This is a genomic window from Microbacterium sp. (assembly GCF_046295495.1).
Taxonomy (GTDB): Bacteria; Actinomycetota; Actinomycetes; order Actinomycetales; family Microbacteriaceae; genus Microbacterium.
Genome location: NZ_JBKBNC010000007.1, coordinates 32,705 through 47,389, shown reverse-complemented (window position 1 = coordinate 47,389; position 14,685 = coordinate 32,705). Strand labels below are relative to the sequence as shown.

Genomic DNA, 14,685 nt, shown 5'->3' with positions numbered 1-14,685 from the left:
GACTCTTAAGAGTCTGCGTTGCACGGGTGAACGGAAGGTGAACCGGGGGGACCCGTCCGGGGTGTTTCCCCGGGCCTTGTACTCTTCACCCCCGTGACGATCTCTGCTTCCGCCGCCCAGGCTCCGCTCGATCGAACGGATGCCGCGGCCCCCGCGCGCACGCTCATCGACCTGCTCTCCGACGTCGCCGCTCGGCATCCCGAAGCGTCCGCGATCGACGACGGATCGGGCGCCCTCAGCTACCGCGAGCTGCTGGCACGCGTGTGGCGTACGGCGGGGGCCCTGCACGACGCGGGCGTGCGCCGCGGCGACCGCGTCGGGGTGCGCATGCCCTCGGGCTCCAAGGAGCTGTACGTCTCGATCCTCGCCGTCATGGCGGCGGGGGCGGCCTACGTGCCCGTCGACGCCGACGATCCCGACGAACGGGCGCGCCTCGTCTTCGGCGAGGCCGGGGTGCGCGGCATCGTCGCGGGTGACGGCGAATTCGTCTCGGCCGAGGACGGCGGCGGCCTCGTGCGGCTGTACGACGGTGCCGCTCCGCACCCGAGCACCAACGCCCTCCCCGTCGTGGCTCCGCCCACGGTCGACGACGACGCGTGGATCATCTTCACCTCGGGTTCGACCGGCGTACCGAAGGGCGTCGCGGTGTCGCACCGCTCGGCGGCCGCCTTCGTCGAGGCGGAGGGTCGCATCTTCCTGCGGGACGAGCCGCTCGGACCCGGCGACCGCGTGCTGGCCGGACTCTCCGTCGCCTTCGACGCCTCGTGCGAGGAGATGTGGCTCGCGTGGGGGCACGGCGCGTGCCTCGTCCCGGCGCCGCGATCCCTCGTCCGGTCGGGCGAAGACCTCGCGCCGTGGCTGCTGCGCCAGGGCATCACCGTTGTCTCGACGGTGCCGACACTCGCGGCGATGTGGCCCGCCGACTCGATCGAGAACGTGCGGCTCCTCATCTTCGGCGGCGAGGCCTGCCCGCCCGAGCTCGCCGCCCGACTCGTCGCCGAGGGACGCGAGGTCTGGAACACCTACGGTCCCACCGAGGCCACCGTCGTGGCGTGCGCCGCGCCCCTCGACGGGTCTCTCCCCGTGCGCATCGGTCTTCCGCTCGACGGCTGGGCCCTCGCGGTCGTGGACGCCGAAGGCCTGCCCGTCGCCGAGGGCGAGGTGGGCGAGCTCATCATCGGCGGCGTCGGTCTCGCGCGATACCTCGATCCGGCGAAGGATGCCGAGAAATACGCGCCGATGCCCTCTCTCGGGTGGGAGCGCGCCTACCGTTCAGGCGATCTCGTCCGCTTCGAGTCGGCGGGGCTCGTCTTCCAGGGCCGGGCCGACGACCAGGTGAAGGTCGGTGGCCGGCGCATCGAGCTGGGCGAGGTGGAGTCCGCGCTGCAGGATCTCCCGCAGGTGAGCGCGGCGACCGTCGCGGTGCGCACGACCGAGGCGGGGGTCCCCGTGCTCGTCGGCTACCTCGTGATGGAGGAGGGCCGGGAGCTCGACCGCCACGCGGCGCGTGCGGCGCTGGCCGAGCGCCTGCCCGCCGCGACGATCCCCTTGCTCGGCGTCGTCGACGCGCTGCCCGTGCGCACCTCGGGCAAGGTCGATCGGGCGGCGCTCCCGTGGCCGCTCCCGGGAGCGGATGCGCCCGTGGCCACCGGCTTCTCCGCCGACGAGGCGTGGCTTGCCGAGCAGTGGCAGGCGGTGCTGGGCCTGCCCGTGACCGAGCGCAAGTCCGACTTCTTCGACCTCGGCGGCGGGTCACTGGCCGCCGCCCAGCTCGTCTCGCGCATCCGCGCCCGGGTGCCCGAATTCTCCGTGGCCGACATCTACGACGTCCCGCGCCTGGGGGCGATGGCCAAGGCGCTCGGGCCGCAGCTCCGCGACGACACCCCGTCGTCGTTCCACCGCGCCGCCCCGACGCCGCGCGCCACGCAGTGGGTGCAGACGGTGGTGGGCGCGCCGCTGTTCATCCTCTCGGGCGTGCGGTGGCTGCTGTACCTGCTCACCGCCTCCGCGATCCTGCGGCTGCTGCCCGGCTTCGACGTGCTGCCGTCGGTGCCGTGGCCGGTCTTGGTGGTGGGCCTGCTCGTGTTCGCGACGCCGTTCGGACGCATGGCGATCGCCGTGGCATCCGCTCGTCTGCTGCTGACGGGCGTGCGGGCCGGCGACTACCCGCGGGGCGGGTGGGTGCACACCCGGCTCTGGCTGGCCGAGCAGATCGCCGATCAGGTGGATGCCGTGGGCCTGGCCGGGGCGCCGTGGGTGTCGTACTACGCCCGGGCGCTCGGCGCGCGGATCGGACGCGACGTCGACCTTCACGCCCTGCCCCCGGTGACCGGGCTGCTCGTGATCGGCGACGGCGCCTCGATCGAGCCGGAGGTCGATCTGACCGGGTACTGGATCGACGGCGACCTCGTTCGCATCGGCGAGGTGCGCATCGGCGCGGAGGCCACGGTGGGCGCGCGGTCGACGCTCGCTCCCGGCACGCGTATCGGTCGACGCGCCGAGATCGCCCCCGGGTCGGCCGTCTTCGGCCGCGTCAAGGCCGATCAGTCGTGGGCGGGCTCGCCCGCGGTGCGCGTCGGCGGCACCGCGAAGGACTGGCCCTCGACGCGCCCCGCGGCCCCCACCCGCTGGCTGTGGGCCTACGCGGCGTCGGCGGTCCTGCTGGCGCTGCTGCCGCTCGCGGCCTTCACCGTGGGCGGGCTCGTCCTCGCGCAGGGCATCCGGGGTGCGGACTCGCTGCTCGACGCCGCCGGGTGGGCGTTCGTCTGGCTCGTGCCGGCGGTGGCCGTCACGGGCGTGGTGTTCGCGGCATCCGTCGTGCTCCTGGTGCGGGTGTTCTCGATCGGTCTGGTCGAGGGCACGCACCCGGTGCGCAGCCGCGTCGCCTGGCAGGCCTGGACGATCGAGCGTCTTCTGGATGCCGCGCGCACGCTGCTCTTCCCGCTGTACTCGTCGCTGTTCACCCCCGTGTGGCTGCGGATGCTCGGCGCGCGCGTCGGCCGCGACGTCGAGGCGTCCACGGTGCTGCTCATCCCCTCGATGGCGCGCATCGAAGACGGGGCGTTCCTCGCGGACGACACGATGGTGGCCTCGTACGAGCTGCACGCGGGCTGGCTGCGCATCGGGCCCGTGCGGATCGGCAAGCGCGCCTTCCTCGGCAATTCCGGTATGGCTGCTCCCGGTCACCGGGTTCCGCGCGACGGCCTGGTGGCCGTGCTGTCGGCGGCCCCGCGGAAGGCCAAGGCGGGGTCGTCGTGGCTCGGGTCTCCCGCGGTGCGGCTCCGCCGACTGTCGGCCGAGGGCGACGAATCGCGCACGTATCGTCCGACCCCGGCGCTGCGGCTCGCGCGCACGCTGTGGGAACTGTGCCGGTTCGTCCCGGTGGTCGTGACGTGCGGCATCGGGGTGAGCGTGCTGTTCACCCTCGCCGCGCTGTGGGAGGGGCTGGGTCCCGTGTGGACGCTGCTGCTGTCGGGCGTGGTGCTGCTGGCGGCCGGCGCCGTGGCCGCGGGGATCTCGACCGCGGCGAAGTGGGCGATCGTCGGTGTGATCCGCGCGGGCGAGCAGCCGCTGTGGTCGAGCTTCGTGTGGCGCACCGAGGTGTCGGACACCTTCACCGAGATGGTCGCCGCTCCCTGGTTCGCGCGCGCCGCGGCCGGCACCCCCGCCCTCGCCGTCTGGCTGCGCAGCCTCGGGGCGACCATCGGTCGGGGAGTGTGGTGCGAGAGCTACTGGTTGCCCGAGCCCGATCTGGTGACCCTGGGCGATGCGTCGACGGTCAATCGGGGCTGCGTCGTGCAGACGCACCTGTTCCATGATCGAATCATGAGCATGGACACCGTCGAGCTCGAACCGGGTGCCACGCTCGGTCCCCACAGCGTGGTGCTGCCGGCATCCACCCTCGGCGCGCACGCGACCGTGGGCCCGGCTTCCCTCGTCATGCGCGGCGAGACCGTCCCGGTGGGCTCGCGGTGGAGCGGCAATCCCATCGGACCCTGGCGCGCGGTGAAGGTCCGCGCCTACCAGTCGACGACGTGAGCGTGGCAGACCCCTACGCCCCCCAGAGCGGAGACACCTCGTACGACGTGCGGTCCTACGACCTCGCCCTGAGCTATCGCGTGCGCACCAACCGGCTCGAGGGCGTCGCGACGATCGCCGCCGTCCCGCGCGAGGCGTTGTCGTCGTTCAGCCTCGACCTCGTCGGGTTGCGCACGAGTCGTGTGCGCGTGAACGGGTCGGCTGCGCGCTTCTCGGCGGCGCCGCACGCCCTGCGCGTCACACCGGCGACGCCGCTCCCCGCGGGAGAACCCTTCGAGGTGGAGGTCGCCTACGCCGGGGCGCCCGCGCCGCGCCGGTCGCGGTGGGGGACGGTGGGCTGGGAGGAGCTGACCGACGGCGCGATCGTGGCGGGGCAGCCGATCGGCGCCCCCACGTGGTTCCCGTGCAACGACCGCCCCGACGATCGGGCGCGCATGCGGATGCAGATCACCGTCGACGACGGCTACACCGTCGCCGCCACGGGCGTCACGGGCGCCACCACCCGCCGCGGCGGCCGCCTGACCACCGTCTTCACCTCCGACGTGCCGACGGCCACCTACCTCGCCGCCGTGCACGTCGGTCGCTACCGCACGCGGCCGCTCGCCGGCAGCGGCGTCGACGTCGTGCCGGCGGTGAGCGTGACGGCCCCGCCCGCTCTGGCCGCGGCCTCCGATCGCGCGTTCGCGACCGTCCCCGCGATGCTCCGGCTCTTCGACCGGCTCTTCGGCCCCTACCCGCAGGAGGCGTGCTCGCTCGTCGTCACGGCCGACGAGCTGGAGATCCCCCTCGAGGCCCAGGGGCTCGCCGTGTTCGGCATGAACCACCTCGTGCCCGCCGCGCAGCGCCTGGTCGCGCACGAGCTCGCGCACCAGTGGTTCGGCAACAGCGTCGGCCTCGCACGCTGGAGCGACATCTGGCTGAACGAGGGGTTCGCCTGCTACGCCGAGTGGCTGTGGTCGCAGGAGTCGGGCGGAGCCGACGTGGAGACGTGCGTCGCCGAGTACTACGCGCGTCTGGCCGCCAAGCCCCGCGATCTGCTGCTGGTCGACCCGGGCCCCGACGACATGTTCGACGACCGCGTGTACAAGCGCGGAGCCCTCGCCCTGCACGCGGTGCGGCGTGCACTGGGCGACGCGGCGTTCTTCGGCCTGCTCCGGGAATGGACGAGCGCCCACCGCCACTCCCTGGTGACGACCGACGACTTCCGTCGAGCGGTCGAGCACGCCGGGGGAGCGGGTGCCGCCGCGGTGCTGTCGGCGTGGATCGACCGGATGCCGCTTCCCCCGCGCCCGTAGGGGCCGGAGATGACGACGCCGCGGGGCGTACCGCCGTGTCAGCGAGGCGACGACGCAGCGACGGCGACGACGACACCGTCGGGACCGGGCAGGTCCCATCCGCGCCACGACCGCTCGTCGAGACGTGCCTCCCAGGCTCGGCCGTCGATCGAGACGACGTCGATGCGGGCGGGGTCGACCGCCAGGCCCCGGCCGTCGGCCTTGAGCACGGCCTCGATACGCGCCCACGCGCGCGCCGCGTCGGCGCCGGGGGGAAGCACGCGCTCCAGCCCTCCGACATCGTCCGGCACGGCGTCGACCCCCACGCGCGCGTGATGGCGCGCCACCGCGACCACCGCCCACCCCGGTGCATACGACACCGAGACCGCGGCATCCGTCCCCTCCGCGTGCACCGGGCCGTGGTCGCCGCCGCACGAGGCGCAGCGGGAGTCGAAGCGCACGCCCGGCAGTGCCTCCGCGAGGAGCGCGCGCGAGACGTCGCGGCGGGGGACGCCCACGCGCACCTCGCGCCAGGCGACGTGGATGCCGTCGGGGAGCGTCACACCTGCGGCTCGTGGGTCTCGATCGCGACGATCCCGGCTCCGGGGTGCTCGGCGGGCACGTGCACCACCGAGAAGGCCGCGGGCTCGAGGGCCGAGGCGCTGCCGAGGTACGACCCGCTCATCGTGCCGGTGGCGAGAGCGAGCTCGTGCAGGATGTCGGGCAGCACGGGACCGTGGCTGGTGAGCACGACGGGCTTGCGTGAGCGCACGCGCTGGCCGACGACCGACCGCGCATCGGCGCGGCCCTGCTCCCAGGCGTCCTGGCCGATCGCCTCGCACAGCTGGATGCGCTGACCGAGGGCCTGCGCGATGGGCGTCGCGGTGCGGATGCACCGTTCGGCCGGGCTCGAGATCACCCGTCGCACGCCGAAGGCGAGAAGAGGTCCCACGATGGCCTCGGCCTGCCGGCGTCCGCGTGTGGTCAGGGGCCTCGCCTCGTCGACACCCTCCCAGTCATCGCGCGAACGCGCTTTCGCGTGGCGCAGCACGACGATCGGGAAGGTCGGCAGGGCCCCCTCGTCGACGAGACGGTGGAACTCGTCGAGGATCTCTATGTCGACGGGGTAGCTGAGGTTCTTCCGTGCCTTCTTCAGGCTCATCCACTCGAGCGCCGCGACCTCTTTGTTCGGCACGAACGTCGAGGTGCGCACGGCGGCGTCGGTGGCCTCGGCCGCCCAGTAGTGCACGATCTTCGTGCGGGAGCTCGGCATCCGATACCGGGACACCCCGACGGGGACGCCGAGGGAGACCCGGATGCCGGTCTCCTCGCGGATCTCGCGTACGGCCGTCTCGGCGAGCGTCTCGCCGGGGTCGACCTTGCCCTTGGGCAGCGTCAAATCGCGGTACTTGGTGCGGTGGATCAGGAGCACGCGCAGCTTGCCCTCGACGAGGCGCCACACGACCCCGCCGGCGGCGTAGACGGCGGTTTCGGTCACCGCGCCGTCCGGGCGCGCCGCTTGCGCTGCACCAGCGCCATGGTGTGATCCTGCAGGTCGACGAGCGGCGTGCCGTCGGCGTCGGCGCTGTGGCGCGTCCATTCGCCGTCGGAGCCGAGGCGCCACGAGCTCGTGCCGTCGTCCATGGCCAGATCGAACAACGCGGTGAGCTCGCGCACCTGCCCCTCGTCGACGACGCGCACCAGCGCTTCGACGCGGCGGTCGAGATTGCGGTGCATCATGTCGGCGCTGCCGATGAAGACCTGCGGGTCGCCGTCGTTCGCGAAGCTGAAGATGCGCGAGTGCTCGAGGTAGCGGCCGAGGATCGAGCGGACGGTGATGTTCTCGCTCATGCCGGGCACGCCCGGCTTGATCGAGCAGATTCCGCGCACCCACACCTCCACGGGCACCCCGGCCTGGCTCGCCCGGTACAGCGCGTCGATGATCTGCTCGTCGACCATCGAGTTGACCTTGATGCGGACGCCGGAGGGCTTGCCCTCCAGGGCGTTGCGACGTTCCTTGTCGATGTGGCGCAGCAGCCCCTTGCGCAGGTGCAGGGGCGCGACGAGGAGGCGCTTGAACTTCTTCTCGATCGCGTAGCCGCTCAGTTCGTTGAAGAGGCGGGTGAGGTCTCGGCCCACCTGGTCGTCGACGGTGAACAGGCCGAAGTCCTCGTAGATGCGGCTCGTCTTCGGGTTGTAATTGCCCGTGCCGACATGGCTGTAGTGGCGCAGGCGGCCCTCTTCCTCGCGGATGACGAGGGCGAGCTTGCAGTGGGTCTTCAAGCCGACGAGGCCGTAGACGACGTGCACGCCCGCCTTCTCGAGCTTGCGGGCCCAGACGATGTTGTTGGCCTCGTCGAAGCGGGCCTTGACCTCCACCAGCGCGAGGACCTGCTTGCCGGCCTCGGCGGCGTCGATGAGCGCCTGCACGATGGGGCTGTCACCCGAGGTGCGGTACAGCGTCTGCTTGATGGCGAGCACGTGCGGGTCGCGCGCGGCCTGCTCGAGGAAGGCCTGCACGCTCGTCGCGAACGACTCGTACGGGTGGTGCACGAGCACGTCGCTCTTGCGGATCGCCCCGAACAGATCGGCGCGGCCGTTCTGCTCCGGCGGCTGGAACGCCAGGGCGGTCTTGGGCACGTGCGGCGGGTAGTGCAGGTCGGGCCGATCGATGCGGGACAGGTCGAACAGGCCGCGCAGGTCGAGGGCGCCCGGCAGACGGTAGACCTCCTGGTCGGTGATGTCGAGCTCGCTGAGCAGCAGGTCGCGCGTCAGGTCGTCCATGTCGTCGGTGATCTCGAGGCGGATCGGGGGGCCGAACCGTCGACGCAGGAGCTCGGCCTCGAGCGCCTGGATGAGGTTCTCGGTCTCGTCCTCTTCGATCGTCATGTCTTCGTTGCGGGTGAGGCGGAACGCGTGGTGGTCCAGCACCTCCATCCCGGGGAAGAGATCGCCGAGGTGGTTGGAGATGAGCTCCTCGAGCGGGAGGTAGCGCACGCCCGGTCCGTCGCCCGGCACCTCGACGAAGCGCGGCAGCATCGGCGGCACCTTCAGGCGCGCGAACTCCTGGCGGCCGGTGCGGGCGTTGCGGATGCGGATCGCGAGGTTCAGCGACAGCCCGGAGATGTAGGGGAAGGGGTGCGCCGGGTCGACCGCGAGCGGCATGAGCACCGGGAAGACGTTGCGCTGGAAGTACTCGGTCAGGCGCGCAGCGGTGGCCTCGTCGAGCGAGTTCCACGACACGACCTCGATACCGGCCTCGGCGAGGGCGGGACGCACCTTCTCGGTCCACGCCGCGGCGTGACGCAGCTGCAGGCGGTGCGCCTCGGCGGAGATGTCGGCGAGCACATCGAGCGGAGCCCGGCCGACGTTGGTGGGGACGGCCAGACCGGTGACGATGCGACGCTTCAGGCCGGCGACGCGCACCATGAAGAACTCGTCGAGGTTGCTGGCGAAGATGGCCAGGAAGTTCGCGCGCTCCAGGACCGGGATGGTGGGGTCTTCGGCGAGCTCGAGCACGCGCTGGTTGAACGCCAGCCAGCTGACCTCACGGTCGAGGTAGCGGTGGTCGGGGAGCTGATCGTCTTGGGCCTCGACCGCTTCGTCGAAGTCGTCGTCGTCGGCGTCGCCGAGGCCGGCATCCAGCGCGTCGTGTTCCATCATCCCCACATCATTGCAGGGGTCGGTGACACGGGAGTGAACACGCGGTGGTACGAGTGTCAGGCGGGGGCGGATGCCGCGGCCGGCGGGTCGTCCTCGTAGACGTTGAAGCGGTAACCGACGTTTCGCACCGTGCCGATGAGCTGCTCGAGGTCGCCGAGCTTGGCGCGCAGACGCCGCACGTGCACGTCGACCGTGCGGGTGCCGCCGAAGTAGTCGTAGCCCCACACCTCGCTGAGCAGCTGCTCGCGCGTGAAGACGCGCGACGGGTGCGTCGCGAAGAAGTGCAGGAGCTGGAACTCCTTGTAGGTCAGATCGAGCGGCTTACCGTGCACCTTCGCCGAGTACGACGACTCGTCGATCGTGATGCCCGAGGTCTGGATGCGGGTGGACACCTGGTCGACGGTGCGCCGACCCATGGCGAGACGGATGCGGGCGTCGATCTCGGCGGGGCCGGCGCCCACCAGCACGACGTCGTCGATGCCCCAGTCGGTGGAGACGGCCGTGAGACCGCCCTCGGTGACGATGAGAACGAGGGGCGCCTCGACGCCGGTGGTCGACATGATCTTGCACAGCGACTTGGCGCCGACGAGGTCGAAGCGCGCGTCGACGAAGATGACGTCGGCGCTGGGGGCGTTGATCAACTGCGCCGCCTCGGCGGGGATCTGCCGTACCCGATGGCTCAGCAGTTCGAGCGCGGGCAGCGCGGCACCGCCGCCCGGGGCGGAGCTGAGAACGAGAAGCTGAGCCACGTGGACCTCCCCGCGCGGACCTGCCGCGCACCCGATCATCTTAGGGTGACGCGCCACGCCGCGCCGTCACCGGCGCCGCACGTGCGCCGGCGGGCGCTCCTGGGCGATGATGGGGGCATGTCGACTCCCGACCTCACCCCGCGGCGCACCTTCGGTGGCATCATCGCGGTCTGGGTACTGGCGGCCGTGGCCGGAGTCGCCATCGGTCTGTTCGTTCCGGCCGGGTGGCGCGGGCAGTGGATCAGCGTCGCCCTCGGCGGCTGCCTCATCGTCTCGTTCGCGGTGCAGCTCTGGTACGGCCGGTCGCAGGCCTTCATCCAGCGCATGGCGCTGAGCAGCCTCGGCGCGCTCGTGGTGCTGGGCGTCATCACCGCCGGTTTCGCGCTGGCCGCGCTCGTCTCCCTCTAGAATCGAGTCATGGACCTCCTCGCGCTCGAACTGTTCTTCGTGGGACTTCTCGGTCTCGCCTCGCTGGCGATCGCCTTCGTGTCCGGGACGGTCATCTGGAACCTCTACCGCGGCCAGCGCTGACGCTCCCGTGATCGAGATCCCGACCGACCTCCCCGCCGACCTCGTCCCGCTGTCGTGGCTCGTGGGTGTCTGGGAGGGCACCGGCGTCATCGACTACGAAGCCGACGGTCGCTCCTTCTCGGGTGAGTTCGCCCACCGCGTGAGCTTCAGCCATGACGGCGGCGATTTCCTCAACTACTCCGCCAACGCCTGGTTGCTCGACGGCGACGAGCGGCGCCCCCTGGTGTCCGAGATCGGCTATTGGCGTGTCGCCCGTCCGGTCGGCGACGCCGACGCGGGACCCGCGCTGCTGCCGCCGACCGCCGCGCCCGTGGATCGCACCGCCGACGATGTCGAGGCGTTGCGCAACGCCGACGGTGGTTTCGACATCGAGGTGAGCATCGCCCACGCCGACGGCGTGCTGGAGCTCTACGTGGGGCAGGTCAAGGGCCCGCGCATCGACCTGGCCACGGATGCCGTCGTGCGCACGGCTGGAGCCAAGCCCTACACCGCGGCCACCCGCCTCTACGGCCTCGTCGACAACCACCTCCTGTGGGCGTGGGACATCGCCGCCTTCGGTCGGGCCCTGGGCTCGCACGCGTCGGCGCGCCTCGCGCGGGCGGAGTGACATGACCCCCCTCACCGACGTCCCCGGCGCCGTCCTCGACGAGCGCGGCCTGCGCCACGTGGGCTCACCCGTCGCGGAGCAGCGCAAGCTGGCATCCGGCGCGGCCCTCGCCCCCCTCGGCGACCGCCGCGTCGTCTCCGTCGGCGGCGAGGACCGCCGCAGCTGGCTGGACTCGCTGTCGTCGCAAGCGCTGACGCACCTCCCTCCCGGCGTCTCCACCGAGCTGCTCATCCTCGACCCGCAGGGCCGGGTCGAACACGCGGCGTCGGTCGTCGACGACGGCGAGACGACCTGGCTCATCGTGGACGCCTCCGATGCCGATGCTCTGGCGACCTGGCTGGGCCGCATGCGCTTCCGCTTGCGCGTCGAGGTGCGCGAGCGCTCGGGGGAGCTCTTCGTCGTGGGCGGAACCCGGGCCGCGGTCGGCGCGCTGCGCGCCGTCGCCCCCGTATGGGTGGATCCCTGGCCCGACGTCTCTCCGGGCGGCTGGGCCTACGCGCGCGTCGACCCGCACCCCGGCGCCGAACGCGACTGGGCCGAAGCGATCGTGGACGCCACGGAGTACGAGCGCGTCATCGAGGGCGCGGTGCGCGGCGAGATCGCGCTGGCCGGGCTCGACGCGGTCGAGGCCCTGCGGGTCGCGGCATGGCGACCCCGCGTGGGCGTGGACGCCGACGAGCGGCTGTTGCCGCACGAGATGGACTGGCTGCGCACCGCGGTCCATCTCTCGAAGGGGTGCTACCGCGGTCAGGAGACCGTCGCGAAGGTGCACAACCTCGGCCACCCGCCCCGCCGCGTCGTGGCGCTGCAGCTCGACGGCAGCGACAACGTCCTTCCCGCCCGTGGCGACGCCGTGCGCGCCGGCGACACCGTCATCGGCGCGATCACCTCGGTCGCCGTGCACCACGAGGAGGGGCCGATCGCTCTGGCCCTGATCAAGCGCACCGCGCCGGAGGGCGTGGAGCTCGTGGTCGACACCGCCGACGGACCGCTCGCCGCCGCGGCGGAGACCGTCGTCCCGGCCGATGCCGGAGCCACGGCCGCCGTGCCGCGTCTGCCGCGACTGGGCCGCCGCCGCGCCGCGGAATGAGCGCCGACGAGTCGTCGACGACCGTCGGCGTCGTCGTGCCTCGCTCGCGGTGGCGTTCGACGCTCGCGCGCCGCGCGCACCGGGTGCGCGAGTCGATGCCCGCGATCGCGCAGATCGTGGTGGCCGCCACCGCCGCCTACGCCTTCGCCCACTTCGTGCTCGGGCACCCGGTCCCGTTGCTCGCCGCGACCGTCACGGTGTCGAGCCTGGGTCTCGTGCGCGATGCGCGTCCCTGGCGCGTCGCCGAGACCGTGATGGGCATGCTCGTCGGCATCCTGATCGCCGAGGTCGTGCTCCTGACGGCCGGCAGCGGGTGGTGGCAGATCGCCCTCGCGATGACTGCGACGCTCGTGATCGCCCGATTCCTCTCGCCGCAACCCGGCTTCGCGCTCGCCGCCGTGGTGCAGTCGCTCATCGCGCTGGTGGTGGTCACGGGTGCCCCGTTCCTGCGGCTGATCGACGGCGCGGTCGGCGGCGTCGCCGCTCTTGTCGTCACGGCGCTCATCCCGCGCACCCTCCGCCGCACCGAGCTGCGCGACGCCGACGAGCTCTTCGACGCCCTCGATGCGGCGATGGCCACGATCGTCCGCGCGCTGCGCCGAGGGGACCGCGGTCGCGCGGAGCGGGGGCTGGAACGCGCGCGGGCGCTGCAGACCTACGTCGACGCGTGGAGCGGGTCGTTGGAGTCGGGTCGCGAGGTCGCCCGCATCTCGCCGTTCCTCCGGCGCCAGCGTGCGGAGCTGCAGCGGCACGAGCGCGTGCGCGCGGCGCTGGACCTGGCCACCCGGAATCTGCGCGTCATCGCCCGACGCGCTGCCTATCTGTGCGCCGACGGTCAGCCGCGCCCGGTCACGGCCGACCTGCTCGCCGAACTCGAACGCGCGGCCGGTCTGGTGCGTGACGGCCTCGACGACATCTCCCTCGAGCCCGTCGCCCGCGAGACGCTCGCGGCGTTGACGCGCCGGCTCGACCCCGCGGCGCTGCTGCCCGACGGGGGAGCGGGCGAGCAGAATCTCCTGGCCGCCCTCCGCCCGCTCGCGGTCGATCTGCTCGTGGCGGCGGGCATGCCCTCCGCCGAGGCGCGCGGGCTCCTGCCGCGAATCTGAGTCAGAGCGGCGCGACCGCGTCCCACGCGACGCCGACCTCGCCGAGTCGCCAGCGTTCGCGGCGCACGAGCGGCCAGCCGGCGTCGGTGAGGGCGAGCATCGTCGTCCGCCACCGGTGCACGGGCCCGAAAGGGGCGACCACGGCCGCGCGCGTCCACTCCCGGGTCAGGGCCGCCACGAACCCGTGCACCCGCTCGCCGTCGACGTTGCGGTGGATCAGGGCCTTCGGGAGCCGTTCGGCGGCGATCGCGGGGGAGTCGAGCTCGGCCAGGCGCAGCGAGATCGTGAGGGTTCGCGCGGCGGCATCCGCCCCCACCTCCACCCAGGTGGCGATGCGCCCGATCTCATCGCACGTGCCCTCGACCAGGATGCCGTCCGGCTGCAGACGCGCGCACATGCGCGCCCACGCGTCGGCGACGTCGCCTTCGTCGTACTGGCGCAGCACGTTCATCGCCCGGATGACGGCGGGCCGGCGACCGCCGGGGACGGGGATCTCGAACCCCCCGCGCGCGAACGAGACACCGGCCACCCCGGCGGCCTGCTCGCGGGCTCGGGCGACCCGGTCGGGATCGATCTCGAGGCCGAGCACGGTGGCATCCGGTCGTACCTTCGCCACGCGGGCGGGCAGCTCGAGCGGGGTGACGGCGCTCGCGCCGAAGCCCAGGTCGACCACCAGCGGATCATCGGACCGACGCAGCACGGGGTGTCGCGCGACCCACCGATCCACTCGACGCAGGCGATTGACTCCGGTCGTGCCGCGCGTGGGGCGGCCGACGGGGGAGGGGGTCACCCGAACATGATGCCAGGCGTCACCGGCCCCTGATCGACGGCGTCGCCTCGATAGCATGGAGGCATGACCGCGCCTTACACGCTGATCCTCCTCCGCCACGGGCAGAGCGAGTGGAACAAGACCAACCAGTTCACCGGCTGGGTCGACGTGCGACTCACCGACCAGGGCAAGGCCGAGGCGAAGCGCGGCGGCGAGCTGCTGGCCGAGTCCGGTGCGCTGCCCGACGTGCTGCACACCTCCGTTCTCAGCCGCGCGATCCAGACGGCGAACATCGCCCTCGACGCCGCCGACCGCCTGTGGATCCCGGTCAAGCGGTCGTGGCGTCTCAACGAGCGTCACTACGGCGCTCTGCAGGGCAAGGACAAGGCGCAGACGCTCGAGGAGTTCGGCAACGAGCAGTTCATGCTGTGGCGCCGTTCGTTCGACGTGCCGCCGCCGGCGCTGCCCGCCGACGACCAGTACAGCCAGGTGGGCGACCCCCGCTACGTCGGCATCGACGGCGAGGTGCCCGACACCGAGTCGCTCAAGATCGTCATCGACCGCATGCTGCCCTACTGGCACAGCGACATCGTGCCCGACCTGAAGGCCGGCAAGACGGTTCTCGTGACGGCCCACGGGAACTCGCTCCGCGGTCTCGTCAAGCACCTCGAGGGCATCAGCGACGCCGACATCGCGGAGCTGAACATCCCCACGGGCATCCCGCTCGTCTACCGCCTCGACGCCGACCTCAAGCCGCTCGGTCCGGGCGAGTACCTCGACCCCGAGGCCGCCGCCGCCGGAGCGGCCGCCGTCGCGGCCCAGGGCAACAAGCACTGACCCGAACGAGAAAGGGGGTGG

At 72.4% G+C, this 14,685-nt stretch carries 12 protein-coding genes; 7 read left to right on the top strand and 5 right to left on the bottom strand.

Features of this window, described 5'->3' with window-relative positions:
- Window positions 1-93: 93 nt before the first annotated feature.
- The gene (locus tag ACK4LS_RS04570; RefSeq protein ID WP_409713817.1) at window positions 94-4,038 is read left to right on the top strand and encodes a Pls/PosA family non-ribosomal peptide synthetase; all 3,945 of its coding nucleotides are present in this window, start codon (window positions 94-96) and stop codon (window positions 4,036-4,038) included.
- Window positions 4,035-5,333: a M1 family metallopeptidase gene (locus tag ACK4LS_RS04565; RefSeq protein ID WP_409713814.1), complete on the top strand. Its 1,299-nt coding sequence runs from the start codon at window positions 4,035-4,037 to the stop codon at window positions 5,331-5,333. Before ACK4LS_RS04570 ends, ACK4LS_RS04565 begins: the two co-directional genes overlap by 4 nt.
- Window positions 5,334-5,371: 38 nt before the next feature.
- On the opposite strand, the gene ACK4LS_RS04560 is transcribed toward ACK4LS_RS04565, so the two are convergent.
- Genes ACK4LS_RS04560 through ACK4LS_RS04545 form a run of 4 tightly spaced genes read right to left on the bottom strand, consistent with a single transcriptional unit; the run spans window position 5,372 to window position 9,724 of the window.
- Window positions 5,372-5,875 (bottom strand): hypothetical protein, encoded by a 504-nt coding sequence (locus tag ACK4LS_RS04560; RefSeq protein ID WP_409713811.1) that lies wholly within the window; start codon window positions 5,873-5,875, stop codon window positions 5,372-5,374.
- Window positions 5,872-6,810 (bottom strand): NUDIX hydrolase, encoded by a 939-nt coding sequence (locus tag ACK4LS_RS04555; RefSeq protein WP_409713808.1) that lies wholly within the window; start codon window positions 6,808-6,810, stop codon window positions 5,872-5,874. Before ACK4LS_RS04555 ends, ACK4LS_RS04560 begins: the two co-directional genes overlap by 4 nt.
- Entirely contained in the window at window positions 6,807-8,975 is a 2,169-nt protein-coding gene (locus tag ACK4LS_RS04550; protein ID WP_409713805.1) for an RNA degradosome polyphosphate kinase, read from the bottom strand. The genes ACK4LS_RS04555 and ACK4LS_RS04550 overlap by 4 nt, the downstream gene beginning before the upstream one ends.
- Before the next feature lie 56 nt (window positions 8,976-9,031).
- Window positions 9,032-9,724 carry a winged helix-turn-helix domain-containing protein gene (locus ACK4LS_RS04545; RefSeq protein ID WP_409713802.1) on the bottom strand — a complete coding sequence of 231 codons (693 nt, stop codon included), beginning with the start codon at window positions 9,722-9,724 and terminating at the stop codon, window positions 9,032-9,034.
- A gap of 117 nt (window positions 9,725-9,841) precedes the next feature.
- Between ACK4LS_RS04545 and ACK4LS_RS04540 the strand changes: the two genes are divergently transcribed.
- The 4 genes from ACK4LS_RS04540 (at window position 9,842) to ACK4LS_RS04525 (ending at window position 13,058) form a co-directional block, all read left to right on the top strand.
- Window positions 9,842-10,132: a hypothetical protein gene (locus ACK4LS_RS04540; RefSeq protein ID WP_409713799.1), complete on the top strand. Its 291-nt coding sequence runs from the start codon at window positions 9,842-9,844 to the stop codon at window positions 10,130-10,132.
- A 130-nt stretch (window positions 10,133-10,262) separates the two neighbouring features.
- A complete protein-coding gene (locus ACK4LS_RS04535; RefSeq protein WP_409713796.1) occupies window positions 10,263-10,862 on the top strand; it encodes an FABP family protein in 600 nt (199 codons plus the stop codon).
- A 1-nt stretch (window position 10,863) separates the two neighbouring features.
- The gene (locus tag ACK4LS_RS04530; protein ID WP_409713793.1) at window positions 10,864-11,952 is read left to right on the top strand and encodes a YgfZ/GcvT domain-containing protein; all 1,089 of its coding nucleotides are present in this window, start codon (window positions 10,864-10,866) and stop codon (window positions 11,950-11,952) included.
- Entirely contained in the window at window positions 11,949-13,058 is a 1,110-nt protein-coding gene (locus ACK4LS_RS04525) for an FUSC family protein (protein WP_409713790.1), read from the top strand. Before ACK4LS_RS04530 ends, ACK4LS_RS04525 begins: the two co-directional genes overlap by 4 nt.
- Window position 13,059: 1 nt before the next feature.
- On the opposite strand, the gene ACK4LS_RS04520 is transcribed toward ACK4LS_RS04525, so the two are convergent.
- Entirely contained in the window at window positions 13,060-13,848 is a 789-nt protein-coding gene (locus ACK4LS_RS04520) for a class I SAM-dependent methyltransferase (RefSeq protein ID WP_409713787.1), read from the bottom strand.
- A gap of 63 nt (window positions 13,849-13,911) precedes the next feature.
- On the opposite strand from ACK4LS_RS04520, the gene ACK4LS_RS04515 reads away from it, so the two are divergent.
- Complete coding sequence (locus tag ACK4LS_RS04515) at window positions 13,912-14,664, top strand: phosphoglyceromutase (protein ID WP_409713784.1); 753 nt, start codon at window positions 13,912-13,914, stop codon at window positions 14,662-14,664.
- Window positions 14,665-14,685 lie beyond the last annotated feature (21 nt).